Source organism: Salinilacustrithrix flava (genome assembly GCF_041228405.1).
Taxonomy (GTDB): Bacteria; Actinomycetota; Acidimicrobiia; order Acidimicrobiales; family Salinilacustritrichaceae; genus Salinilacustrithrix; species Salinilacustrithrix flava.
On sequence record NZ_CP133888.1, the window covers coordinates 1,900,948 to 1,925,484 of the forward strand.

24 protein-coding genes are annotated in these 24,537 nt (G+C 71.6%); 9 read left to right on the forward strand and 15 right to left on the reverse strand.

Features of this window, described 5'->3' with window-relative positions:
- Window positions 1–8: 8 nt before the first annotated feature.
- Entirely contained in the window at window positions 9–338 is a 330-nt protein-coding gene (locus RGQ06_RS09525) for a hypothetical protein (RefSeq protein WP_432426805.1), read from the reverse strand.
- Between the two features lie 109 nt (window positions 339–447).
- Between RGQ06_RS09525 and RGQ06_RS09530 the strand changes: the two genes are divergently transcribed.
- Window positions 448–1,881 (forward strand): aldehyde dehydrogenase family protein, encoded by a 1,434-nt coding sequence (locus RGQ06_RS09530; RefSeq protein ID WP_432426804.1) that lies wholly within the window; start codon window positions 448–450, stop codon window positions 1,879–1,881.
- Window positions 1,882–1,970: 89 nt separating this feature from the next.
- Here RGQ06_RS09530 and RGQ06_RS09535 read toward each other — a convergent pair whose 3' ends face one another.
- The gene (locus RGQ06_RS09535; protein ID WP_432426803.1) at window positions 1,971–3,050 is read right to left on the reverse strand and encodes a phosphotransferase family protein; all 1,080 of its coding nucleotides are present in this window, start codon (window positions 3,048–3,050) and stop codon (window positions 1,971–1,973) included.
- 126 nt (window positions 3,051–3,176) lie between these two features.
- Here RGQ06_RS09535 and RGQ06_RS09540 point away from each other — a divergent pair, with 126 nt between their 5' ends.
- Window positions 3,177–4,088, forward strand: coding sequence for a DUF1385 domain-containing protein (locus tag RGQ06_RS09540; RefSeq protein WP_432426802.1), 912 nt, complete (start codon window positions 3,177–3,179; stop codon window positions 4,086–4,088).
- A 202-nt stretch (window positions 4,089–4,290) separates the two neighbouring features.
- Window positions 4,291–5,289: a malate dehydrogenase gene (locus RGQ06_RS09545; RefSeq protein WP_432426801.1), complete on the forward strand. Its 999-nt coding sequence runs from the start codon at window positions 4,291–4,293 to the stop codon at window positions 5,287–5,289.
- Here the strand turns inward: RGQ06_RS09545 and RGQ06_RS09550 are convergent, their stop codons facing one another.
- Window positions 5,290–6,126, reverse strand: coding sequence for a DNA-formamidopyrimidine glycosylase family protein (locus RGQ06_RS09550; RefSeq protein ID WP_432426800.1), 837 nt, complete (start codon window positions 6,124–6,126; stop codon window positions 5,290–5,292).
- Window position 6,127: 1 nt separating this feature from the next.
- A complete protein-coding gene (locus tag RGQ06_RS09555; protein ID WP_432426799.1) occupies window positions 6,128–6,517 on the reverse strand; it encodes an SCP2 sterol-binding domain-containing protein in 390 nt (129 codons plus the stop codon).
- A 22-nt stretch (window positions 6,518–6,539) separates the two neighbouring features.
- On the opposite strand from RGQ06_RS09555, the gene RGQ06_RS09560 reads away from it, so the two are divergent.
- A complete protein-coding gene (locus tag RGQ06_RS09560) occupies window positions 6,540–7,439 on the forward strand; it encodes a hypothetical protein (protein WP_432426798.1) in 900 nt (299 codons plus the stop codon).
- Window positions 7,440–7,446: 7 nt separating this feature from the next.
- Here RGQ06_RS09560 and RGQ06_RS09565 read toward each other — a convergent pair whose 3' ends face one another.
- From RGQ06_RS09565 to RGQ06_RS09590, 6 genes are all read right to left on the reverse strand, one after another.
- Complete coding sequence (locus RGQ06_RS09565) at window positions 7,447–8,370, reverse strand: DUF368 domain-containing protein (protein ID WP_432426797.1); 924 nt, start codon at window positions 8,368–8,370, stop codon at window positions 7,447–7,449.
- Window positions 8,371–8,414: 44 nt separating this feature from the next.
- On the reverse strand, window positions 8,415–9,215 hold the full coding sequence (locus RGQ06_RS09570; protein ID WP_432426796.1) for a GDSL-type esterase/lipase family protein: 801 nt from the start codon (window positions 9,213–9,215) through the stop codon (window positions 8,415–8,417).
- Window positions 9,216–9,237: 22 nt separating this feature from the next.
- Window positions 9,238–9,999, reverse strand: coding sequence for a succinate dehydrogenase/fumarate reductase iron-sulfur subunit (locus tag RGQ06_RS09575; RefSeq protein ID WP_432426795.1), 762 nt, complete (start codon window positions 9,997–9,999; stop codon window positions 9,238–9,240).
- Window positions 10,000–10,009: 10 nt separating this feature from the next.
- Window positions 10,010–11,932 (reverse strand): fumarate reductase/succinate dehydrogenase flavoprotein subunit, encoded by a 1,923-nt coding sequence (locus RGQ06_RS09580; protein ID WP_432426794.1) that lies wholly within the window; start codon window positions 11,930–11,932, stop codon window positions 10,010–10,012.
- On the reverse strand, window positions 11,929–12,810 hold the full coding sequence (locus RGQ06_RS09585) for a succinate dehydrogenase cytochrome b subunit (protein WP_432426793.1): 882 nt from the start codon (window positions 12,808–12,810) through the stop codon (window positions 11,929–11,931). The genes RGQ06_RS09580 and RGQ06_RS09585 overlap by 4 nt, the downstream gene beginning before the upstream one ends.
- A gap of 107 nt (window positions 12,811–12,917) precedes the next feature.
- Window positions 12,918–15,047: a glycosyl hydrolase 2 galactose-binding domain-containing protein gene (locus RGQ06_RS09590; protein WP_432426792.1), complete on the reverse strand. Its 2,130-nt coding sequence runs from the start codon at window positions 15,045–15,047 to the stop codon at window positions 12,918–12,920.
- Between the two features lie 62 nt (window positions 15,048–15,109).
- Between RGQ06_RS09590 and RGQ06_RS09595 the strand changes: the two genes are divergently transcribed.
- Window positions 15,110–16,525, forward strand: a complete 1,416-nt coding sequence (locus tag RGQ06_RS09595; RefSeq protein ID WP_432426791.1) for a sigma 54-interacting transcriptional regulator — start codon at window positions 15,110–15,112, stop codon at window positions 16,523–16,525.
- Window positions 16,526–16,616: 91 nt separating this feature from the next.
- Here RGQ06_RS09595 and RGQ06_RS09600 read toward each other — a convergent pair whose 3' ends face one another.
- Both RGQ06_RS09600 and RGQ06_RS09605 read right to left on the reverse strand, forming a co-directional pair.
- Window positions 16,617–17,357, reverse strand: coding sequence for a sigma-70 family RNA polymerase sigma factor (locus RGQ06_RS09600; protein WP_432426790.1), 741 nt, complete (start codon window positions 17,355–17,357; stop codon window positions 16,617–16,619).
- On the reverse strand, window positions 17,344–17,745 hold the full coding sequence (locus RGQ06_RS09605) for a hypothetical protein (protein ID WP_432426789.1): 402 nt from the start codon (window positions 17,743–17,745) through the stop codon (window positions 17,344–17,346). Before RGQ06_RS09605 ends, RGQ06_RS09600 begins: the two co-directional genes overlap by 14 nt.
- 59 nt (window positions 17,746–17,804) lie before the next feature.
- Between RGQ06_RS09605 and RGQ06_RS09610 the strand changes: the two genes are divergently transcribed.
- Window positions 17,805–18,209, forward strand: a complete 405-nt coding sequence (locus RGQ06_RS09610; RefSeq protein ID WP_432430716.1) for an ATP-binding protein — start codon at window positions 17,805–17,807, stop codon at window positions 18,207–18,209.
- Between the two features lie 37 nt (window positions 18,210–18,246).
- Here the strand turns inward: RGQ06_RS09610 and RGQ06_RS09615 are convergent, their stop codons facing one another.
- Window positions 18,247–18,582, reverse strand: coding sequence for an STAS domain-containing protein (locus RGQ06_RS09615; protein WP_432426787.1), 336 nt, complete (start codon window positions 18,580–18,582; stop codon window positions 18,247–18,249).
- A gap of 129 nt (window positions 18,583–18,711) precedes the next feature.
- Window positions 18,712–18,879 (reverse strand): hypothetical protein, encoded by a 168-nt coding sequence (locus tag RGQ06_RS09620; protein ID WP_432426786.1) that lies wholly within the window; start codon window positions 18,877–18,879, stop codon window positions 18,712–18,714.
- 133 nt (window positions 18,880–19,012) lie between these two features.
- Here RGQ06_RS09620 and RGQ06_RS09625 point away from each other — a divergent pair, with 133 nt between their 5' ends.
- The 3 genes from RGQ06_RS09625 to RGQ06_RS09635 all read left to right on the forward strand — a co-directional run bounded on the left by RGQ06_RS09625 (window position 19,013) and on the right by RGQ06_RS09635 (window position 23,936).
- Window positions 19,013–21,469 (forward strand): SpoIIE family protein phosphatase, encoded by a 2,457-nt coding sequence (locus RGQ06_RS09625; RefSeq protein ID WP_432426785.1) that lies wholly within the window; start codon window positions 19,013–19,015, stop codon window positions 21,467–21,469.
- A gap of 108 nt (window positions 21,470–21,577) precedes the next feature.
- The gene (locus RGQ06_RS09630) at window positions 21,578–21,793 is read left to right on the forward strand and encodes a DUF6458 family protein (RefSeq protein ID WP_432426784.1); all 216 of its coding nucleotides are present in this window, start codon (window positions 21,578–21,580) and stop codon (window positions 21,791–21,793) included.
- A 124-nt stretch (window positions 21,794–21,917) separates the two neighbouring features.
- Window positions 21,918–23,936 (forward strand): VWA domain-containing protein, encoded by a 2,019-nt coding sequence (locus RGQ06_RS09635; protein WP_432426783.1) that lies wholly within the window; start codon window positions 21,918–21,920, stop codon window positions 23,934–23,936.
- Here RGQ06_RS09635 and RGQ06_RS09640 read toward each other — a convergent pair.
- Entirely contained in the window at window positions 23,933–24,319 is a 387-nt protein-coding gene (locus RGQ06_RS09640) for a hypothetical protein (RefSeq protein WP_432426782.1), read from the reverse strand. The two genes, RGQ06_RS09635 and RGQ06_RS09640, sit on opposite strands and share 4 nt — an antisense overlap.
- Window positions 24,320–24,537 lie beyond the last annotated feature (218 nt).

Consider the following 24,537-nt stretch of genomic DNA (forward strand, 5'->3'; position numbering starts at 1 on the left):
CGCGGAACCTAGCCCCCGTCATCGGCCCACCGGACGAGCAGCGCCGCGTCGGCGCCGAGGCGGCCGGCCTCGGCCGGCGCGATCCACGTCGCACCCACGGCCGGGATCCGGCCCTGCGCCTCGACCTCCCAGGCCCCGCCCACCACCTCCCGCACCGGCCGGATCGCCGTGCCGACCACCCGCTCGGCCGCGGCCAGCAGCTCGTCGTCCCACGTCACGTCCGCGCCCTCGGCCACGGGCAGCACGGGCAGCGTCCAGCCGGCGAGCCCGTTCGGGCGGGCCAGCACCCGGGTCCGGTCCGGGGTCGGCACCAGGAGGCGCAGCAGGCGGCGGGGCACGGGCGGGAGCGTACGCAGGCCGGTGAGGCCGGGTGGCAGGTCGAGGCCCAGAGAGATAACGTCCGTTACCAGTTCCGCGATCCACATTCCACAGGGGGATGACGACACCGTGCAGACGTACGACAAGATCTACATCGATGGGGCATGGGTGGCATCCACCGGCTCCGACACGCTCGAGGTGTTCGACTCCACCGACGGCTCGGTGATCGCCACCATCCCGAGCGGCACCGCCGAGGACCTCGACAAGGCCGCCAAGGCCGCCAAGGCCGCCTTCGACGGCTGGGCCGCCAAGTCCAGCGAGGAGCGGGCCAAGTACTGCACCCGCATCGCCGAGGGCCTCGGTGCCCGCATGGACGAGATCGCCACCGTGGTCACCCGCGAGGCGGGCATGCCCAAGTGGCTGAGCCAGATCGTCCAGGCCGGCCTTCCGATCAACTCCTTCAGCCAGGCCGGCGCCATCGCCGAGAGCTACGAGTACGAGCAGACGGTGGGCAACAGCCTCGTCGTCAAGGAGCCCGTCGGCGTCGTCGGCTGCATCACGCCGTGGAACTACCCGCTCCACCAGATCGCGGCCAAGGTCGCCTTCGCCATGGCCGCCGGCTGCACCGTGGTGCTCAAGCCCAGCGAGATCGCCCCGATCGACGCCTACATCCTCACCGAGGTCATCGACTCCGTGGGCCTGCCCCCGGGCGTGTTCAACCTCGTGCCCGGCGTCGGCCAGGTCGTGGGCGAGGCCATCTCCGGTCACCCCGACATCGACATGGTGTCCTTCACCGGCTCCACCAACGCCGGCAAGAAGGTGGCTGCCAACGCCGCCGCCAGCATCAAGCGCGTCGCCCTCGAGCTCGGTGGCAAGTCCGCCAACATCCTCCTCGACGACCTCGACGACGCCGGCTTCGAGGCCGCCGTCCGCGACGGCGTGGGCAAGTGCTACATCAACTCCGGCCAGACCTGCACCGCGCTCACCCGCATGCTCGTCCCCCGGGGCCGCCTCGCCGATGCCGAGCGCATCGCGGCCGAGACGGTCGAGACGATGTACCAGCCCACCGACCCCTTCGCCGAGGGCGCCATGCTCGGCCCGCTGTCCAGCCGCATGCAGGTCGAGCGCGTCACCGAGTACGTCCGCAAGGGCATCGACGAGGGCGCCAAGCTGGTCACCGGTGGTCCCGAGAAGCCCGAGGGCGTCAACCCCGACGGCTACTTCGTGCGCCCCACGGTGTTCTCCGAGGTCACCAACGACATGACCATCGCCCAGGAGGAGATCTTCGGCCCGGTGCTGTCGATCCTGCCCTACGACACCGAGGAGGAGGCGATCGCCATCGCCAACGACTCGCTGTACGGGCTCTCCGGTGGCGTCCAGGGCGGCGACGTCGAGCGGGCCAAGGCCGTCGCTCGCCAGATCCGCACCGGCCAGATCGAGGTCAACCAGGGCGCGTTCAACCCCAACGCCCCCTTCGGTGGCTACAAGCAGTCCGGCTACGGCCGCGAGTACGGCACGCACGGCTTCGAGGAGTTCCTCGAGACCAAGAGCATGCAGCTCTAGCTCTTCCTGGCTGACGAACGCATCGGTGGCGGGCCCTCGGGCCCGCCACCGGCGCGTCTGGAGTCAGAACGTCGGGCCCGGAGGGGCGCTCAGAACGTGGGGTCGACCCTGCGGATGGCGATGGCGGCCAACTCGGTGGCGGCCTCGACGGTGTGGCGGAAGCCCTCGACGTCCACGCCCTCGGTGGAGAGCTGGCCGTCCAGGTAGCGCCGGTACACGCCCTGCACGATGCAGGCCGTCTTCCAGTTGGCCCACGCGACGTAGTAGTCGATGCTCGACAGGTCCGCGCCGGTGGCCGACTCGTAGGTCGCCAGGAGCTCGGCGCGCTCGGGGAAGCCGGCCGCCATCGAGGTGGCCGAGGTGGTGGCCACGTGCTCGTCGCCGGGCCGGGGCCAGGTCGCCAGGACGTAGCCGAGGTCGGCGAGCGGGTCGCCGAGCGTGGCGATCTCCCAGTCGAGCACCGCGGCGATCCGGGCGTCGGGGCTGCTGATGGTGTTGCCGAGCCGGTAGTCGCCGTGCACGACCCGGGCCGGGCCCTGCTCGGGGATGTTCCCGTGCAGCCACTCGTTCACCTGACCGAGCAACGGGTCCGACGCCGTGCGGGACGCCTCATACTGGCGCCACCAGGTCTTGAGCTGACGGGCGATGTAGTCCTCCTTGCGCGACAGGTCGCCGAGACCGACGGCATCGGGATCGACCGCGTGCAGCCGGGCCAGGACGTCGATGAAGTCGCGGCCGATGCGTGCCCGCTCGGGCTCGTCGAAGGCGGCCTCGGCGTCGGCGGCGGTGTGCAGGACGACGCCGTCGACGTGGGCCATCACGTAGAAGGGGGCACCGATGACGGCGGCGTCGGTGCAGGTGGCCAGCGCCTCGGGCACGGGCACGTCGGTGGGGCCGAGCGCCTCGATCAGGCGGTGCTCCCGGCCCATGTCGTGGGCGGTCGGCAGCAGCTCACCCTCGGGTGGCCGCCGCAGCACGACGCGCCGGCCCTCGGCGTCGTCGATCCGGTAGGTCAGGTTGGAGTGGCCGCCGGCGAGGCGCTCGAAGCGGAGCGGTGCGGTGGTGCCGACGTGCTCGGCGAGCCACTCGGTGACCGGTCCCACCCGGATGCCTGCCGGGTCGCCTCCGGTCTCGGGGTCGGGCTCGGGTGGGCCAGGTACCTGGGTCACGGTCGAAACCTACTCACGCCTCCCGGATCCGGGCCGCCCTGACGGGACTCGGTGGCGGGTGCACCGATACCGTCTGGCCGGGCGCGGGCCCCGGTGCCACCGGTAGCGACGGACTGGAGTGAGCGAATGGACGGCGAGCACGCCGCGAACGTCAGCGTCCGGGTCGGCGGTCAAGCCGTGCTCGAGGGCGTGATGATGCGAGCCGGTCAGCGGGCCTGCGTGGCCGTGCGCCGCCCCGACGGTGGCATCGACACCCGGATGCTCGACGTGCCGGGCTGGGCCCACCGGGCCGAGTCGATCCCGTTCGTGCGGGGCCTGGCCGGCCTGGGCGAGTCCCTGGTGGTCGGGGTCGAGGCGCTGCGGTGGTCGGAGGGCGCGGCCGGGTTCCGGCCGAGCGACCGGACGCCGGCGCCCAAGTGGCTGCTGGTCAGCATCGCCCTCGTCGCCGTCGTCGTCCTGATCGTCGTGCTGCCCACGGGTCTGGCCGGTCTGGTCGCGGGGGGCACGGCGTGGTTCCCGGTGGTCGAGGCCGCGGCGCGCATCACCGTGCTCGGCACGTACGTGGGCCTGGTCGGCCGCCGCCGCGACGTGCGGCGCGTGTTCGAGTACCACGGCGCCGAGCACCTGGTCGTGTCCGGCCACGAGGCCCGGAAGGTGCTGCGCCCCGAGGTGCTGCGAGGTGGGTCGATCCACCACCCCCGCTGCGGGACGAGCTTCTTGTTGGTCGTGGCGGCCATCGCCGCCGTCGTCCACCCGTTCCTGCCGCACGGTTCGCTCGTGCTGCAACTGGCCGGCCGCATCCTGGCGGTGCCGCTCATCGTGGCGGTGTCCTACGAGGTGCTGACCGCGCTCGGTCGGGTGGCGGGGCTCCGGCCCGGGAGCCGGCTCGATCGCGTGCTGGTGTGGCCGCAGCGCTTCACCACCCGCCGACCCGATGATTCCCAGGTCGAGGTGGCCATCGCGGCCCTCCAGGGAGCACTCGGCCCGGTCGGCGTGTCGCCGACCGGGCCAGGGGTGCTCGCTGCATCGCAGTCCTAGAAGATCAGGATCAGGATGAGGATGAGGAGGATGAGGCCGCCGATTCCGATGTACATGAGTTGGTCCTTTCGAGGTGGGTGGGGACGCCCGAACCCGTACCCCTGGCGGGCGTTCGGCAGAACGACCAGGTCCGGAACCACCCGTTCGGGTCAGTCCCGGCCGGGGTTCCCGTGCCATGACGAAGCGGAATAGGGTCCGCTCCATGCCTGCCTCCAAGCCTCCCGTCACCGTCGCCGTCACCGGTGCAGCCGGCCAGATCGGCTACTCGCTCCTCTTCCGCATCGCGAGCGGCGCGCTCCTCGGTCCGGACCAGCCCGTGCACCTCAAGCTCCTCGAGATCACGCCCGCCATGGGCGCCCTCGAGGGCGTGGTGATGGAGCTCGACGACTGCGCCTTCCCGCTGCTCGAGGGCATCACGACCTCCGATGACCCCAACGTCGCCTTCGACGGCGTCCAGATCGCGCTGCTCGTCGGCTCGATGCCCCGCAAGGCCGGCATGGAGCGCGCCGACCTGCTCGAGGCCAACGGCGGCATCTTCACCGTCCAGGGCAAGGCCCTCAACGACAACGCCGCCGACGACGTGAAGATCCTCGTCGTGGGCAACCCGGCCAACACCAACGCCCTCATCGCCATGCACTCGGCTCCCGACATCCCCCGGGAGCGGTTCACCGCCATGACGCGCCTCGATCACAACCGGGCCATCGCCCAGCTGTCGAAGAAGGCCGGGTCGACCGTGAACGACATCCGCAAGATGACGATCTGGGGCAACCACTCGGCCACCCAGTACCCCGACGTGTTCCACGCCGAGGTCAACGGCACGAACGGCTTCGAGGCCGCCGGCTCGGACCAGTCCTGGCTGGAGAGCGACTTCATCCCCACCGTGCAGAAGCGCGGCGCCGCCATCATCGACGCCCGAGGCTCGAGCTCCGCCGCGTCGGCCGCCAACGCCGCCATCGACCACGTGCACGACTGGGTGCTCGGCTCGCCCGAGGGCGACTGGGTCTCCATGGCCGTGCCCTCCGACGGCTCCTACGGCGTGCCCGAGGGCATCATCTCCAGCTTCCCGTGCACCACCAAGGACGGGCAGTGGAGCATCGTGCAGGGCCTCGACATCGACGACTTCAGCCGGGCCCGCATCGACGCCTCCGCCAACGAGCTCGTCGAGGAGATGGAGACCGTCAAGGGCCAGGGCCTCATCTGATCACTTGAGGAACTTGGACGTGGTGTTGTCGGCGAGCACCTTGCCGCCGGTCTGGCACGTCGGGCAGTAGTGCACGGTGTAGCGGGTGTAGGCCACCTCTCGGATGGCGTCCCCGCACACCGGGCAGGCCTCGCCGGTGCGGTGGTGCACGGCGCCGGGGCGGTCCTTCGAGGACGACATGTCGTCGCGTGACCGCTCGTAGGCCAGGCCCTCGTCGACGGCGTCGGTGATGGCGTCCACGAGCGCCGCGGCGTCGTCCGGGCCGAGCTTGGCGGTCATGGCGAAGGGCGACAGCTTCGCCCGGTGCAGGACCTCGTTGGCCAGGCGCCGACCGAGGCCGGCGAGGCGACGCTGGTCGCGCAGGAACCCGTGCACCCGTGTGTTCTCCTCGTGCAGGAGGGCGAGCATGGCGTCGGCGTCGACATCGGTGGCGTCGGGGCCGAGGTGGTCCAGGGGCTCGTGGTCCTCGGGGTTGCCGTCGACCACCCAGACGCCGGCCTTGCGCTCGGTGCCGGCCTCCGACAGCAGCAGCGCCCGACCGTCGTCGAAGGTCCAGCGGGCCTGGCCGCCCTTGGGCTTGGCCGCCTGCTTCGGGTCGGGTCGCAGCCGACCGCCCTGCATCAGGTGCACGACGTGGGTGGCCGACGGGAACCGCAGCAGGAGCAGCTTGCCCCGGCGCCCCACCGATTCGAGCGCCTCGCCGTGGGTGACGGCCGGGTCGGGGGAGAAGGTCTTCAGGGCGGTGAAGGCGATGGGCTGGAACCGCTGCAGGACCGCGCCGGCGAACCCCTCGGTCAGCCGCTCGGCGTGGGCCTGGACCTCGGGGAGCTCGGGCACGTCAGGAGAACGCCGTCTCGGCCTTGACCTCGGCGAACAGATCGCCGAGCACCTCGAGTGCGGCCTTGTTGTCGAGGAGCGCCCGCACATCGCCGCCCAGCACCAGGTCGCCGGCGATGAACGCGTCGAGGGCGGGTCGACGACCCGTGGCGATGTCCACGGCGGTCTCGCGGTCGCTGGTGAGGCGCACGTCGGGGTCGCCGTCGCCGCCGGCCACCACCGAGCAGCGCCCCTGGTCCACGACGAGGCGCCAGCGGGGGCCATCGCGCACGACCTGCTCGATGGTGACGCTGGCGTCGGCGAGGGGGTCGGGGTCGGGGACGGGTCGGGCGCGGGCGGCACCGTCCATGGCGGCGAGCCACTCGTCGGAGAGGAACTGCACGTCGTGCATCGTGGCACGCGACGATGGCGCCGTGGCCCCCCGACCAGCCGACGAGCACCCCCACGACCCGCTCGACGCGGGCTGGAGCGAGACCTGGTCCTTCGACTTCACCTCGGCCGACGGCGACGTCGGCGGCTGGGCCGCGTTCACCCGCTTCGCCGACCACGCCTGGTACCAGGCCGCCCTCGCCGGCCCGCGCCGCCAGCTGCTCATGGTGCTCGACCACCACGTGCCGTTCCGCAGCAACCCGATGGAGGTCCGCACGACGGGGCTGTGGGCCGACCACATCTGCGAGACGCCGCTCGACCACTGGACCCTGGGCCTGGAGACCTTCGCGCTGGGGGTGGACGACCCCCGAGAGCTGCACGGGCGCCAGCACGGCGACAACGTGGCCCTCGGCTTCGACCTCGAGTGGGAGACCGACGGGCCCGTCGTCGAGCACCCCCAGGACGCCGGCGTCCACGGCTACGAGCTGGCGTGCCGGGTGTACGGCGAGGTGCTCGTCGGCCGTGACGTGATCGACGTCGAGGGGGTCGGCAGCCGATCCCACCACTGGGGACCCATCGACTGGGTCGTCGACGACGGGTGGCACCTGAGCGGGGTGGTGGAGGGGCCGACCCGCTGGTCGGTCGACAGCCGCGGCGGGACGACCACCGCGCTCGTCGAGACCGACGGCACCGTGCGGCGCGTGGCGGCGAGCGGCGAGGTGGAGGTCGACGACGAGGGGCTCCCGGTGGCCGCTCGGGTCGACGCCGACGGCACCGAGCTGCGGGTCGAGGTCCTGGCGGTGACGCCCGTGCCCGTCGAGGTGGCCGGCCGACAGGTTCGTCGCCCGCGCGCCCTGTGCCGGCTGCGGTCGTCCGGCGGGTGGACCGGGGTCGGGTGGCTCGAGCTGCGCGCCGGCGCCGGAGGTTCGCTCGGCGCCGGGTGACCGGTGGTCAGCGGGCCGGGACCTCGGCGTGCTCGACGGCCTCGCTCGCACCGGCCAGGCGGGCCACGATGACGATGGCTGCCCCGGCGAGGAGGGCGAGCCCGATCGGCCACCACACGTCGCCGGCGGGGAGGGCGAGCTCGGCCCCGTTGGTGGACTCCTCGCTCCCGGTGCCGTTCGGCCAGGGCCACAGCACCCGCAGCGAGCCGAACATCAAGCCGATGAGCCCGGCCAGGATCGGCTGCTCGTGGCGCTCCAGCGCCCAGCTGAGCAGCGACGAGAACAGCGCCAGCCCGAGGACCGCTCCGGTGCCGAAGACGGCGATGACCACGAGGTCGCGCTCGTCGACCGAGTCGAGGACGAACTGGTAGAGCCCCAGCATCAGCAGGAGGAACGAGCCGGAGATGCCGGGCAGGATCATGGCGCAGATGGCGATGCTGCCCCCGACGAACACGAACGCCAGCGGCGGGTCCTGGATCTGGCCCGAGCCGAGCCCGAGGACCAGGAACGTGGTGACGGCCACGACGACGGCGGTCGTGACGTTGCGGGCGTCCCAGCGGTGCACGAGGTGCACGGTGGAGAACAGGGAGCCGACGACCAGACCGAAGAAGACCGCCGCGGTGCGGATCGGCTCCTCCTCCAGGAAGTGGCTGATGACGCTGGCCAGGGACACCAGGGCGACGCCGATGCCGAGCAGCAACGGGAGCAGGAACAGCCACTCGACCTTGCGGAGCTCCTCGACGAAGCCGCCGGGTCGGCCCCGCACCAGCTGCCCGAGGGCACGGGCACCCTGGCGGATCTGGGCGACGAGCGTGGCGTAGATGCCGAAGACGAGGGCCACCGTGCCGCCGGACACGCCGGGGACGACGTCGGCGGCGCCCATGCAGAAGCCTCGGAAGACCTGCACGGGGAGCTGGGAGCGGGATCGCACGGCGGAACGCTAGCGACCGGTGCGCCGGGGGCCCGAAGGCGGGGTCAGGCCGAAGCGGCCGGTCGGAGCGCCACCTCGAAGGCGTGGGCGACCCGGTCGGCCCACACGGCGTAGCCGGCGCCTGAGGGGTGGTAGCGGTCGCCGGAGAGGAAGTGGGCCCGGTGGCGACGCTCGATCCACGGCGGCCGCTGCCAGACGTTGGCGTAGTGGATGCGATCGCTGCGGCGCGCCGCCTGCTGCAGGACCCGGTCGAGCCAGCGGCCCCGGACGGACGCGAGCGCTCGCAGCGGGTGGGGGAGGCGGATGGCGTCGGCGAGGCCGGGGATGGAGACCACGATCAGCGGCGCATCGGCGGCGGCGGCGATGGTTGCGATGTTGCGGCGGAAGCGGCGCCGGCTCGTGAACGCGGCGATGTCGTTGGCGCCGACGGTCACCCCGACGGCATCGATGTGCTGGCCGATCTGGCCGAGGCCGTGGCGCAGCTGCAGGAGCGCCGGCAGCTGGACGTCGACGACGTCGTTGCTGTTCGCCCCCGGCGTCGCGAACACGTGCAGGCGGGTGCGCCGATCGCTGTGGGAGGCGACGAGCCGGGGAAGCGTGACGTCTGGGGCGATGGCCCCGAGGCCGGCGGCCAGGCTGTCCCCCAGCCACACCACGCGGTGCGCCGAGGGGTGGGCGGGGCCGACGTCGCCATCGAGCCAGTGCACCGGGTACGACGCCGCGCCCCCGATGCCGGCCAGGCGAGCCTGCACGAACGCGAGCAGGCCGACCCCACCGACCGCGCCGGTGCCGGCAGCGGCGCCGATGGCCGCGTGCTTCAGGAACCGGAGGGGATGGTGGGGCATCCGTTCCGAGGCTACGGCGGGATCAGCGCTGTCCGGCGAGCTTGCGGTTGCGGAGCTGGGCCCGGACGTAGTCGCGGTTCATGAACGCGATGTAGTCGAGCGGGATCTCCTTGGGGCACGCTGCCGTGCACTCGCCGTGGTTCGTGCAGGAGCCGAAGTACTGCTCCATGGTGTCGACCATCTCCAGCACCCGGGAGTCGCGCTCCGCCTGGCCCTGGGGCAGCAGGTTGAGGTGCTCGATCTTGGCGGCGGTGAACAGCTGGCCGGCCGAGTTCGGGCACGCCGCGACGCACGCGCCGCAGCCGATGCAGGCCGCGGCGTCGAACGACGCGTCGGCTGCGTCCTTGGGGACCGGGATCAGGTTGGCGTCGGGGGCCGAGCCTGTGGGGGCGGTGACGTAGCCGCCGGCCGCGACGATGCGGTCGAACGCGGTCCGGTCGACGACGAGGTCCTTCACCACGGGGAAGGCCGCGGCCCGCCACGGCTCGATGTCGATGGTGGCGCCGTCGGCGAACTTGCGCATGTGGAGCTGGCACGTGGCCGTGCCCGTCTGGGGGCCGTGGGCCTGGCCGTCGATCATGAGCCCGCACGAGCCGCAGATGCCCTCGCGGCAGTCGTGCTCGAACTCGACGGGCTCCTCGCCCTGGGCGATGAGCTGCTCGTTGAGCATGTCGAGCATCTCCAGGAAGGAGATGTCGTCGGACACGTCGTCGAGCTGGTACGTGCGCATCTCGCCCTTGGCCTGCATGCTGCCCTGGCGCCAGATGTTGAGGGTGAGCTTCATCAGGGGTCCTCTACTTGTAGCTGCGCTGGGTGAGCGCCACGTTCTCGAACACGAGCGGCTCCTCGTGGCGGATGGAGGTGGCCGGATCGCCCGTCCACTCCCACGCCGACACGAACGAGAAGTTCTCGTCGTCGCGGAGGGCCTCGCCCTCCGGGGTCTGGGATTCCTCGCGGAAGTGCCCGCCGCAGGACTCGGCGCGGTCGAGCGCGTCCTTGCACATCAGCTCACCGAGCTCGAGGAAGTCGGCGACGCGGCCGGCCTTCTCCAGGCTCTGGTTCAGGCTCTCGCCCGAGCCGAGCACGCGCACGTCCTTGTAGAACTCCTCGCGCAGGGCGGGGATCTCCGACAGCGCCTTCTGCAGGCCGGCCTCGTTGCGGGCCATGCCGCAGTAGTCCCACATGATCTTGCCGAGCTCCTTGTGGAAGTGGTCGGGGGACTTGGTGCCACCGATCGACAGGAACTGGTTCATGCGGTCGGCCACGTCGGTCTCGGCCTGGGTGAACACCGGGTCGTCGGTCGGCACGGCGCTCTCGCCGAGCAGGCCCGACAGGTAGTTGGCCAGCGTGTAGGAGATGACGAAGTAGCCGTCGGCCAGGCCCTGCATGAGGGCCGAGGCGCCGAGGCGGTTGGCGCCGTGGTCGGAGAAGTTGGCCTCGCCGAGCACGAACAGGCCGGGCACGTTGGACATGAGGTGGTAGTCCACCCACAGCCCGCCCATCGTGTAGTGGACGGCGGGGTAGATGCGCATCGGCTCGTGGTACGGGTTCTCGTCCGTGATGCGCTCGTACATGTCGAACAGGTTCCCGTAGCGCTCCCGGATGGCGTCCTCGCCGAGGCGGCTGATCGAGTCCGCGAAGTCGAGGTAGACGCCGTTCTTGCGGGGACCCACGCCCTGGCCGGCGTCGACCGCCGTCTTGGCGTTGCGGGAGGCGACGTCGCGGGGGACCAGGTTGCCGAAGCTCGGGTACTTGCGCTCGAGGAAGTAGTCGCGGTCGGCGTCGGGGATCTGGGATGCCGGACGGGTCTCGTCGGGGTTCTTGGGGACCCAGACGCGACCGTCGTTGCGCAGCGACTCCGACATGAGCGTGAGCTTGGACTGGTACTCCTCCGACGGCGGGATGCACGTCGGGTGGATCTGGGTGAAGCAGGGGTTGGCGAAGGCCGCCCCCTTCTTGTGCGCCCGCCACGCCGCGGTGGCGTTGGAGTACTTGGCGTTGGTCGACAGGTAGAAGACGTTGCCGTAGCCGCCGGTGCAGAGCAGCACGGCGTGGGCCGAGTGGCGCTGCACCTCGCCGGTGCGCAGGTCGCGGGTGACCACGCCCCGGGCGACGCCGTCCTTGACCACCAGGTCGAGGACCTCGGTCTTGGTGATGAGCTCCACGCTGCCGGCGTGCACCTCCTTCATGAGCGCCTGGTAGGCGCCGAGGAGGAGCTGCTGGCCGGTCTGGCCCCGGGCGTAGAAGGTGCGCGACACCTGGGCGCCGCCGAAGGAGCGGTTGTCGAGCATGCCGCCGTACTCGCGGGCGAAGGGCACGCCCTGGGCGACGCACTGGTCGATGATGTCGCCGGACACCTCGGCCAGGCGGTGCACGTTGGCCTCGCGGGAGCGGTAGTCGCCGCCCTTCACCGTGTCGTAGAAGAGGCGGTACACCGAGTCGCCGTCGTTCTTGTAGTTCTTGGCGGCGTTGATGCCGCCCTGGGCGGCGATCGAGTGCGCCCGGCGGGGCGAGTCGTGGTAGGTGATCGCCTTCACCTTGTAGCCCTGCTCGCCGAGCGTGGCGGCCGCGGCGGCGCCGGCGAGGCCGGTGCCCACGACGATGACCTCGAACTTGCGCCGGTTGTTCGGCGCCACGAGCTTCATGTCGAACTTGTGCTGCGTCCACTTGTCACCGATGTCCCCCGGGGGGACTGCGGAGTCCAGGTTGCCGATCACGACGTGCCCTCCTCGAAGCGGAGCTCTTCGTTGGCCTCGTAGGCCTTGATGATCCTGAGTCGTTCGCCGTCGCTGAGCTCGTCGTACTGCTCGATGCTCAGGCGGCCATCCTCGATGGCCTCGGCGAACACGGTCTCGCAGGTGACGATGCGGTCACCTTCCTCGTAGCAGACGTCGTCGGAGGCGGCCCCCGAGACGACGGCCAGCGGGAAGCTGAGGTTGCCGATGGTGATGAGGCCGGCGAAGCCCATGGCGAACCCGCGGCGCCAGCTGTTGTACTTCGGGTTGTTCAGCCCCAGGCTCTGGAACAGGCTCCAGGCCCCGTGGAACAGGTGCACGCCGAGGGCGAGGGTGGCCAGCACGTAGATGGCGGCGGGGATCGCGTTGGTGAGGCTCGCCTGCACGTTGCGGTAGACGTCGCCTCGCACGAAGTCCGGGTTGACCCAGCCCCAGGTGAAGTCGGCGAGGTGCCAGATCAGGTAGGCGAGGATGACGATGCCGGTGAAGCGCATCGATCGGCTGGCCGTGTTGGCCGCCTGCCAGGACCGCTTGCTCTCGTAGCCGCCGGCGTTGGCCCGGCGGTTCATCAGGGTGAGGCTCGCCGCCGCGTGGATGTGGAACACGAAGGCGAGGATCAGCCCGATGCGGATGATCCACAGGGTGAGCGTGCGGGGGAGCAGGGGGTAGAGCAGCTCTCGCAGCGACTCGCCGTAGACGTTCAGGGCGTGGGCGCCCTGGTACATCTTGAGGTTGCCGACCATGTGGCCGAACACGAAGCCCATGAGCATGATGCCCGTGATGGCCATGACCCACTTCTTGCCCACGGCCGATCGGTAGAACTGCACCGGCCACGGCGCGGGGCGGCGTGGGGGGTTCACGGGCTCGACCCCAGCGCCCGCACCCCCTGACGAGGCTGACTGCTCCATGGTCTGCATGGATTCGCACGGTACCCGCACCCCCACGACGGGGGGCAATCACCCCGGGGTCAGGCGGTGATGGTGGTGCGGTACTCGTTGGTGGGCCGGTCGTCGCCCACCTCACCGCAGAGGGCGATCACGAGCTCACCCGGTGCGTCGGGGACCTCGAGCTGCACCGTGCCGACGAGCACGCAGGCGTCGGCGGGCACGTCGCCGGTGAAGGACCATCGGTGGCCGCCACCGTCCCAGCGCGCCTCGACCTCGACAGTCCCCGTGAGGTCGACCCTGCGGTCCGAGACGACGTGGACGTCGAGGGCGAGCGCCCGGCCGGGCGCGACCGCGGCCGGCGGTCGGTCGGCGACGACGATCACCGGCCGGCACGCATCGGTGAGGGCGGCGAGGCCGGCCTTGGGCACCCGCTCGTGGTCGAGGACGGACCAGGTGACGCCTGGATGGGCGTCGGCGAAGGCGAACTGGCAGAAGCCGCCGGTCGGGCGGTACTTGAGCCGACGCAGCGTCTCCACGTGGTGGCGGAGCAGCGTGGCCTGGTACGTCTGCGTGGCGTCCTTCCACTCCTCGTAGGTCCGGCCGTCGCGGGGCACGTGGCGGTCGAGCAGCGCGAGCTGCAGGTTGTGCGTGCGCCCCAGCCGCTCCCAGTCGAGGTCCGGCCACTGCGTCGCATCCATGAAGCCGTCGGTCTCGGGCACGGCCTGGGCGCCGAACTCGGTCGGGAAGCGGACCTGGCTCGGCATCGCCCGGGCGAAGCCGGGGAGGTCGCGCTCGTCGCCCCAGTACCAGCCGAAGTAGAGGTGGCTGTCGGTGCCCTCGAGCGTGGGCAGGCGGGGCAGGACGCCCGAGTGCTTGATGACGGGCCGGGTGCCGTCGGCGGCCTCGATGGCGCGCTTCACGGTCCGGTCCAGCACCGTCTTGTTCCACGTGGGCAGCTGCTGGGACACCACGGCCCGCAGTCCGAGGCCGGCGAGGCGGTGCGGTTCAGCGAAGGCCTCGGGCGAGATGTCGAGGCCCATCGGCTCGTTGTGCCCGCACCAGATGGCCACGGACGGGTGGTGGGCCAGCATGGCCACCATCTCGGTGGCCTGGCGCTGGGCCTGGCGCCGGATCGAGCGGGCGTAGCCCCACTGCAGCGGGAAGTCCTGCCACAGCAGCATCCCGGCCCGGTCGGCAGCGTCGTAGGTCTCGGGCCGGCCGACGTGGCCGTGGACGCGCAGCAGGTCCAGGCCGGTCGCCTTGGCCGTCTCGACGTCGGCCGCGAGCTCGTCCGGCGTGGCCTCGCCGAGCGCCATGCGGGTGGGCCCGAGGTTGGCCCCCTTGCAGAACAGCCGCTCGCCGTTGACCGACAGCACCCACTTGCGCATGGACACCTGGCGCAGGCCGGTGCGGAACCGCCGCCGGTCCGACACGCGGCTGCCGGCGGCGTCGCGGACGCGCACCTCGACCGTGGCCTGCTCGAGGTGCGGCTCCCCGAGGGCGTGGGGCCACCACAGCTGCGGGCGCTCCACCGTGACGGTCCACTCGACCGTGTTGGGGCCGGCGGCCAGCGTGCGGTCGGTGCCGTGGTCGGCGGCGCCCACCGTGGTGCGCAGGTGGACCTCGATCGCCTCTGCGGCATCGAGGTCGGCGGTGAGCGACAGCACGGCCCGGGCGGGGGTGGCCTCGAGGCAGCGGGTGACCAGGTGGCGGATGCGGACCGGCCCGGACTCCTCGACGTGCACCGGCCGCCAGATGCCGCCGGGGTTCCAGTCCGGGTCCAGGCAGTCCCAGTGCTGGAACACGCCGGTGATGTTGCGCTTGTGGGCGCGGTTCGTCTGGGGCGCGCACGCCACCTCGACGGCGAGCTGGTGCTCGCTCCGGGCGTGCAGCTGCTCGGTGACCTCGAACTCGTGGGCGAAGAAGTACCCCTCCGTGGCGCCGAGGTAGGTGCCGTCCAGCCACACGTCGCCCTCGTAGAAGAGGCCGTCGAAGCGCAGCCACCACCGCCGGTCGCCGGCACCGGGGGGTTGCTCGAAGCGGGCGCGGTGCAGGAGGGGGCCGTCGTGGTCGGCGAAGGCCGGCGTGGACCGCCAGTGGCCGGGCACGGCGATGGGCTCCCAACCGGAGTCGTCCAGATCGGGGTCGGCGAAGGTGCGGCGCAGGTCTTCGTCGGCCGGGGCGGCCAGCCAGCGGTCGGGGAGCGTCATCGGCGCCGGAGCCTACGAGGACCGAGGTCGACGCCCTCGGGGTGACCGATAGGTTGGCCCCCATGGCAGCACCGTCCAGCCTCCCGTCCACCCTCGGCGCGCTCCGGGAGTCCGGTTGGGAGTCCCGGCCGGTGAAGGAGGAGGTGCGGCGCAACGCCGTCACCAAGATCCGGGCCGGTGAGCCGCTCTTCGAGGGCGTGCTCGGCTACGAGCAGACGGTCATGCCCCAGCTCGAGAACGCGCTGCTGGCCGGCCACGACGTGGTCTTCCTCGGCGAGCGCGGCCAGGCCAAGACCCGCATGATCCGCTCCCTCACCCGGCTGCTCGACGAGTGGATGCCGATCGTCAAGGGCTCCGAGATCCACGACGATCCGTACAACCCGGTGTCCCGCTACGCCCGCGACCTGGTCGAGGAGATGGGCGAGGACACCGAGATCGACTGGGTCCACCGGGACGAGCGCTTCGGCGAGAAGCTCGCCACCCCCGACACCTCCATCGCCGACCTCATCGGCGAGGTCGACCCGATCAAGGTCGCCGAGGGTCGCTACCTCTCCGACGAGCTCACCCTCCACTACGGCCTCGTGCCCCGCACCAACCGCGGCATCTTCGCCATCAACGAGCTGCCCGACCTCTCCGAGCGCATCCAGGTCGGCCTGCTGAACGTGCTCGAGGAGCGCGACGTGCAGATCCGGGGCTACAAGGTGCGCCTGCCCCTCGACGTCATGCTCGTCGCGTCGGCCAACCCCGAGGACTACACCAACCGCGGCCGGATCATCACGCCGCTGAAGGACCGCTTCGGCAGCCAGATCCGCACCCACTACCCCCTCGACGTCGAGACCGAGATGGTCATCGCCGCCCAGGAGTGCACGCCGCTGCAGGCCGAGGGCATCCACTCGGCGATGCCGAGCTACATGAGCCAGATCGTGGCCACGCTCTCGCACCTGGCCCGCCAGTCGCCCCACGTCAACCAGCGCTCCGGCGTGTCGGTGCGCCTCACCGTGTCCAACCACGAGGTGCTCATCGCCAACGCCGCTCGGCGGGCCCTGCGCCACGGCGAGGACATCGTCGTGCCCCGCGTGTCCGACCTCGATGCGCTCGCGGCGTCGACGATGGGCAAGATCGAGATCGAGTCCCTCGACGACGGCCGCGACGAGGTCATCGCCGAGCACCTGGTGAAGGCCGCGGTGCTCACCGTGTTCCGCGAGCGCACCGACGCCGCCATGCTCCGCGACGTCATCGACGCCTTCGAGGAGGGCCGCATCGTCGACGCCGGCGACGACATCTCCTCCGCCGACCTCGCCGCCCTCGCCGAGGAGATGCCCGGGCTCAAGGCCCAGGTCGTCGGCCTCACCGACGGCGACGAGTCCGCCGCCGCCATGGCTGCCGCGGTGGAGTTCCTGCTCGAGGGCCTGCACCTCGGCAAGCGGCTGAACAAGGAGCACGTCGGCTCCCGGTCCAGCTACCGCGCGCGATCCTGATGGCGGTCGGCTCCGCGCGCCGCGTGCCGGCTGCTCGCTGGCGCTCCCGACGCCGGCCGGCTGACGCCGGTTCCGCGACGTCGCCGCGGTCCTACCGATCCATCTGCTCCTCGGCCTGCTCGCGCAGGGTGGCCAGGGTCTTGCGCAGCAGCCGGGACAGGTAGGACTGGGACACGCCCAGCTCGTCGGCGATCTCCTGCTGGCTGCGCCGGTGCACGAAGCGCATCTCGATGATGGTGCGGTCGCGCTCGTCGAGGCCCTGCAGCAGCGACTCCACGTCGATGCGGGTCTCGACCTGGCCCATGTCGCCGTCGCTGCCGGCGATCATCGCGCCCTTGGTGGTCGTGCCGTCGCCGATGGGGGCGTCGAGGCTGTCGGCCCGGTACGACGCGCCGGCCGACAGCGCCTCGAGGACGCGGTCGGTGGACTCCTCGAGCCGATCGGCCAGCTCCTGCACCCGAGGGGCCCGACCCAGCTCCTGGGTGAGCTCGGGCTCCAGGCGGCGGGCCTGGACGGCGAGCTCCTGCAGGCTGCGGGGCGGTCGGACCGACCATCCCTTGTCGCGCAGGAGCCGCTTCAGCTCGCCCTCGATGGTGCGGTTGGCGAAGGTCTTGAACGTGACGCCGACCTCGGGGTCGAAGCGCTCGACGGCCTTGATGAGGGCCATGAGCGCCTGCTGGCGCACGTCGTCGGCCTCCATGTGGCCCTTGCCGTAGCGGCTGACGTAGTACTCGACCAGCTCGAGGTTGTCCTCGACCAAGCGGTTCCGGAGGCGGCGCGACCGCGACGTCTGGTACTCGACGAAGCGGTCCTGGGTGTCAGCGGCCGCCATCGACGCCAGCCGTGGGCCGCGATGCGCGCAGCTCGAGGTGCACCGTGTCGCCTTCGAGGCGCAGGGCGTGGTGGTTGGAGCCGGCGCGCAGGAGCTGCTCGGCGATGGGGTCGAGCATCGGCTCCTCGGTGACCGGGCTGCACCGGCCCTCGAGGTCGATGCCGTCCTCGGTGGTGGTCATCGCGATCGTGAGCTCGGCGGTGTCGGTGGCATCGGCCATGGCCAGGGCGCACAGCTCGTCGACGGCGACCCGCAGGGACTCGATCGCCTCGACGTCGAACGCGCAGTCGTCGGCGATGGTGGCGGCGAGGATCCGCACGTGGCGGAGGTAGGCCGTGGTGGCCGGGACGGTGAGCTCGGCGGTGGCTCGGCTGGGGAGGTCAGGCATGGTCGTTCCGTTCTACAGTGCTGTGGGCTCGGGTACGTGGCCCGTCGATCGAGATGTCCTTGCAACCCTCCACTCGCCGCTTCTCCAAGCGACCTGTTCCGTCGCTCGCCGCCCTCGCGGCGGTCCGTGAAGCGTTCGTGGAGTGGCTCGCCGGCGTGACCACGTCGGAGGACCGGGTCGAGGACCTCTCCGTCGTCATCAGCGAGCTGGGCGCCAACGCGGTGCGAGGCACCCCCGAGGGCGCCGAACCGGCGTCGGTCAGCGCCTGGGTCGAGGACGGGTTGCTCGTCCTCGAGGTCGCCAACCGGGTCGAGGAGATCACCGTGCCCGACGCGGACTGGGACTTCGAGGATCCGCTGCGCACCGGCGGCCGAGGGTTGCTCCTCGTGTCGGCGTTCGTGGACGACGTGCACGTGGACGTCGAGGACGACGTGCTGATCATCCGCTGCACCACCCGGCTCTGACCGCCCGCAGGGCGGGGCGCTGGTGCGCCCGCCCGCATCAGTGCTCGATGGTGACGTGGTCCGACAGACCCGTCACCGACAGCAGCTTCTCGAGGCCCTTCGACGGGTTCCGCAGCACGAGGCCGCCACCGGCGTTCATGAGCCGACGGTGCGTGTCGGCGATGACCCGCAGCCCGGCGGAGTCCACGAAGCTCACCTCACCGACGTCGAGCACCGCGGTCGTGGCGCCCTCCTCGAGGGTGGCGTCGATGCGCTCCTGGAGGTACGGCGACGTGTGGGGGTCGAGGTCGCCGCTCAGGACGAAGGTGGTGCGATCGCCCTCGTCGACGGTGACCTGGAGGCGGTCCTGCGGGGTGGGGGTGGGTTCGGTCATCGTGGCTCCACGGTGTCTCGCGTACGGGCAGGGTGGGGTGGGGTACAGCAGTCGACGGCGCCGAGCGCAGGGGTCATGGCGATCACGGCCGGCGCGAACCTACTCGGCTCCGGATCGCGGTGCGATCGGTCAGCCATCGGAGCGCAGCAGCCCCTTGACCTTGTTCGCGACGCGCTCGATGTTCTTCGCGACCGTGCCCTCGTCGCGTGCGCGAGGGCGGTCGGATCCGTCGCCCGACCGCTCCGGCGCCCGGCGGGACGCCGCGTCGGTGTCGGTTCGTTCGTCGTCAGCAGCCATTGGTCCTTCCCTGCGATGGCGCGCCGCACCGCGGCGCCAGTCGGCACGCCCTCCATCTCCGGTCACCGATGCAGGCAGAACCTCCTGCGCGGCCTTGTGGCCGCGCCGAGCGGTTGTGCGAACATCGAAGGCCATGGCGGCAGATCGGTCGGAGGTGGAGACGGTGCTGCGCGCCCTGCCGTCCGCCGTCGCCCTCCTCGACGACGAGGGCACCGTGGTGGAGGCCACCGAGCGGGCGGCTGCGGCCGTGGGCTGCGCTCGGGCCGATCTGGTGGACACCCCGCTCGCAGACCACCTCGGCGTCGGCGGCGATCGCCTCGGCGCCGCGCTGCGCGACCTGGGTGCCGACGAGGTCGAGATCCGGGTCGCCGACACCTACGGCGGCAGCCTGTCGGAGGTCCACCTCCGCCTGGCCCGCAGCCCCCACGGCCCGGTCTGCGCGATCGAGCGGCGCAACCCCACCGCGGAGGACCTCCTGGCCGCCGTCCTGCACGCGGTGGCCTCCTCCGACGTCGGACCCGAGGTCCTCGAGCGTGCGCTCGGCCAGATCGGGGAGTCGAACCACTGGGACCTCGGCGCGCTGTGGGCCGTCGACGATGCGGCCGGCCTCCTGCGCCCCGTCGCGACGTGGACCCGGGACCCGGACGGGGCCGACGCGCACCGCCGGCGCACGATGCAGACCAGCCTGGCGGTCGGCGAGGGGCTGCCCGGCCGGGCGTGGGCCGAGCGCGGGCCGGTGGTCGACGGCGACGCCGGCGACGACGACCGCCTCGGCGCGGACGCCGGGCGCTTCGCCACCCGCCTCCACCACCCCATCCGGGGCGGGGGCGATCAGGTCGTCGGGGTGATCGAGCTCCTGGCCGAGACCGACGAGGATCCGGCGGCGTGGGCCGACTCGGCCCTGCGGGCCGTCGAACCGGTGCTCGCCCACGTGCTCGACCGGCTGCGGGACCGGATGGCCGTGCGCGCCGCGGAGGGGCGCCTGGCCGCTGCGCTCGATGCCGGCCGCTTCGGCGTGGCCGGTGTGGACGCGGGGTCGGGTCGGGTCGAGTGGTCCTCTCGCATGGCCGCCCTCCACGGCCAGACCGCTGTCAGCGGCGCCGGCCCGCTGTCGGCGCTGCTCGCCAGCGTCCACAGCGACGACCTGGACGAGATCCAGCGGGCGCTCCGGAGCCTGCCCGACCCGGCAGCCGTCGACGGCAGCCCCCTGCGCCAGGTGGAGTACCGGGTGCGCCACGACGAGGGGCAGCTGCGCTGGCTGTCGACCCGCATCACCGCCACCGTCCTGCCGAGCGGGCAGACCCAGGTCGCCGCCATCACCTCCGACGTGACCGACCGGAAGCAGGCCGAGCAGCGCACCCAGCGCCGCACGATGGCCATCGAGGGCCTCCAGTGGGTCAGCCAGGCGATCATCGCCGGACGGGAGCTGCGGGACACGGCCATCGCCGTGGCCCATGCGGCCACGGGCGTGCTCGGCGCGGTCTACGGGGTCGTCCTCTACCAGGTCCCCGGCGACACGGCCGACGAGCTGGCCTGGGCGCTCAGCGGGCTGCCACCCGGCTCCGAGATCCCGTCGCCCCCGGCCGAGCTCGACGTCCCCACCGACCTCGACGCCGCCCACGGCCCGGCGCTGGTCGACCTCCGCAGCCAGCCCGACGTCCGGGCGTTCGTGCTCGGGCTCCGGCTGCCGGTGGAGGTCGGCACGATGCGCTCGGCGCTCGTCGTGCCCATCCGCGGCGAGGGTCAGGGCCGCCTCGGCACCATGGTGTTCCTGCACCCCGACGCCGGCTACTTCACCGAGGACGACGTGCGCCTGGCCCGCTCCATCGGGACCTCCACCGGGGTGGCCGTGGAGAACGCCAAGCACCACGAGCAGCAGCGGCTCGCGGCGACGGCCTTCCAGCGCGAGCTGCTCCCGGATTCCACGGCGACCATCGAGGGCGCCGACGTCTGCGTCCGCTACCACCCGGGACGCGACGGCATCGAGGTCGGCGGCGACTGGTACGACGTCATCGACCTGGGCGACGACCGGGTCGGCCTCGCCGTCGGCGACGTCTGCGGCCACGGCCTCACCGCCGCGGCCCACATGGGCCAGTTCCGCCACTCCTTCCGGGCGCTCGTGCAGTCCTCGGTCTCCCCCGAGGAGGCCCTCCGGGTGCTGAACCGGCTCGCGCTGGAGGAGCTGCACACCACGATGACGATCGTCTACGTGGAGCTGGACACGACCACGGGCGAGTGCCGCACGTGGCGCTGCGGGCACCTGCCGCCGCTCATCGCCGACCGCGACGGCGGCGTCGTGCGCTGGCTCGGCGACGACGACCACCGGGGACCGATGCTGGGCTTCGTGCCCGAGCTGCGGGTGTCGCCCACCGCCGACCGCGTCGCACCGGGAGAGCTGCTGTTCCTCTACAGCGACGGGTTGGTGGAGCGCCGCGGTGAGTCCATCGACGAGGGCCTCGACCGCCTGGCCTCGTCCTTCGTCGGTCGCTCGGCCGACATCGAGACGGCGTGCGACGAGCTGTACCAGCTCCTCGCCGACCAGGGCCCGGCGGCCGACGACACCGCCCTGCTCGCCGTCCGCCGGCACTGATCCCGCCGCGCCGGAAAGTGGCGTTGGTCTAGGCGCTTCCGGGGTCGGGTACCGATGCAGCCACACCAACGGGCATGCAACGGGCAGCCCCAGAAGGAGTGATTCCCCATGGCTACCGGCACTTCCATCTTCCTCATCGCTCTCGGCGCGATCCTCACCTTCGCCGTCGACGTCACGGTCTCCGGACTCGACCTCGCGGCAGTCGGCATCATCTTGATGATCGCCGGCGTGATCGGGGTCATCGTGTCGCTGATCTGGATCGATCGGGCCACCGCCCCCCGCACCGACCGCACCGTGGTCGAGGAGCGCCGCGAGCGCATCTGACCCCCCAGGGGTCCCCTGAACCCACCCGGAACCACTCCGCAACCGAGACGAGGCAGCGCTCCCCAGCGCTGCCTCGTCCGCGTCTGCGGTCCCTCCGTCCCGGCTCGCCGCTACCGTGCCGAGCATGGCTCGTCCCACGTTCCGCTACTCGCGCTGGGATGGCACGCAGGTCGGCTTCGATCTCGATGCCGACGCGATCTTCGACGAGATCACCGACGACCTGCTGTACCACGGCGACCTGAACGCCGCCCTGCGCCGGCTGATGCAGCAGGGCTTCGAGGACGATCAGGGCAACGACGTCCAGGGCATGCGCGAGCTGATGCAGCGGCTGCGCGACGCCCGCCGGGAGCGGCTGGAGAACTCGAACCTCGGCGGCGTGTACGACGAGATCGCAGAAGCCATCCGGGAGGTCGTGGACCAGGAGCGTGGTGCGCTCGACCGGCGCCTCGACGAGGCCCGCGAGTCGGGTGACGCCCGCCAGCAGGAGCTGGCCGAGGCCACCACCACCGAGAAGCACATGCACCTCGACATGCTCCCGTCGGACCTCGCCGGCCAGGTCCAGAGCCTGTCGCAGTACGACTTCGAGTCCTCCGAGGCCCAGCAGCGCTTCGAGGAGCTGATGGACCAGCTCCGCCAGCAGCTGGCCCAGCAGTACTTCGACCAGATGGCCGGGGCCATGTCCAACCCCGACCCGGCGGCCATGCAGCGCACCAAGGACATGATGGCTGCGCTCAACGAGCTGCTCGAGAAGCACCAGCGGGACGAGGACACCCCCGAGGACTTCCAGCGGTTCATGGACGAGTACGGGGACTTCTTCCCGGAGAACCCCGAGAACGTCGAGGAGCTCCTCCGGGCCATGGCCGAGCGCATGGCCCAGATGCAGGCGATGCTCAACTCCATGACGCCCGAGCAGCGGGCCCAGCTGCAGGGCCTCGCCGAGCAGCTGCTCGAGGACATGGACCTCAACTTCCTGGCCAGCCAGCTCGGCCAGAACCTCCAGCAGATGTTCCCCCAGCTCGACTGGGACAAGCAGTACGACTTCTCGGGCGACAACCCCATGGGCTTCGCCGAGGCCGCGCAGATGATGGCCGAGCTCGGCGACCTCGACCAGCTCGAGAACCTGATGCAGTCGGCCACCCAGCCGGGCGCGCTGGCCGAGGCCGACCTGGACCGGGCCCGGGAGCTGCTCGGCGACGACGCCGCCCGGTCCCTCGAGCAGCTGTCGAAGCTGGCCAAGCAGCTGGAGGAGGCCGGGCTCATCCAGAACAAGGAGGGCCGCCTCGAGCTCACGCCGCGGGGTCTGCGTCGCATCGGCGACAACGCCCTGGACGACCTGTTCTCCAAGCTGGCCAAGGACAAGCTCGGTCGCCACGAGCTGTCGTCCACCGGCATCGGCCACGAGCGCACGTACGAGACCAAGGCCTACGAGTGGGGCGACCCGTTCAACCTCCACATCGGGCGGACCGTGCGCAACGCCGTCAGCCGGGCCGGGTCCGGCACGCCGGTGCAGCTCACCCCCGAGGACTTCGAGATCGAGCGCACGGAGACCGTCGTGCGCTCGTCGACGGTGCTGATGCTCGACCTGTCGCTGTCGATGCCCATGCGCGACAACTTCCTGCCGGCCAAGAAGGTCGCCATGGCGCTGCACGCGCTGATCTCGGGCCAGTACCCGCAGGACTACCTGGGCCTGGTCGGGTTCTCGAAGGTCGCCCACGTGCTCACGCCCGCCCAGCTGCCCGAGGTGAGCTGGGACTACGACTACGGCACCAACATGCAGCACGGCCTGCAGCTGGCCCGCCAGCTGCTGTCGCGCCAGAGCGGCACCAAGCAGATCATCATGATCACCGACGGCGAGCCGACGGCCCACTTCGAGCCGGGCATGTCCCAGCCGTACTTCAACTACCCGCCGGTGCAGGAGACCATCGACGCCACCGTGCGCGAGGTCATCCGCTGCACCAAGGACGACATCCGCATCAACACCTTCATGCTGGACGCCACCCAGTACCTGAAGACCTTCATCGAGCGGATCTCGCGGATGAACGGCGGTCGCGCCTTCTTCACCACGCCCGAGACGCTGGGCGACTACGTCCTCGTCGACTTCGTCGAGCACAAGCGGGCACTGCGCACCAACGCCCGTCGCTAGCGGCCGACCCGCAGCACCTCGCCGGCCCAGGCCACCTTGTGGCACAGGTTGGCGAACGCGGCCACGGCCGACCCGGTGGCCTCGGAGCGCCGCTGCTCCAGCTCGGCCACGAGCGCGTCGGCCAGCTCGAGCACGACGTCGTTGACGCCGTCGTCGGCGATGGGCGCCGCGTCGGGGGGCCGGGACCCGGTGCGCGACGTCGCAGCGAAGGTCTCCACCGCGTCGGCGAGCAGGGCCACCGCCCGGAAGTCGTGCCCGGCCAGCCAGCCGGCCGTGCCCGCCTGGCGCGCGGCGTGGGCTTCGCGGAGCGCGACCTCGTGGCTCAGGTGGTAGAGGTCCCGTCGCGATCGCCGCAGCTCGTGGTGCTCCCAGTCCTGGATCACGCGGCCATGGCTACCAGGTGCCGGTGCCGGGCAGGTGCTTGACACGGCGACCCGGCCGGGGGAGGGGGTCGGTCGGCCGTGGGGGACGCGGTCCGTCAACATCAGTTGGAGACGAATCCCATGTCTCCCTTGCATCTGGCCGCGATCTCGGCGATGATCACACTGTTGTAATTACACGTCTGGTATGGGCGTCGGCCGAGGGGGAGACTCCGGCGGTG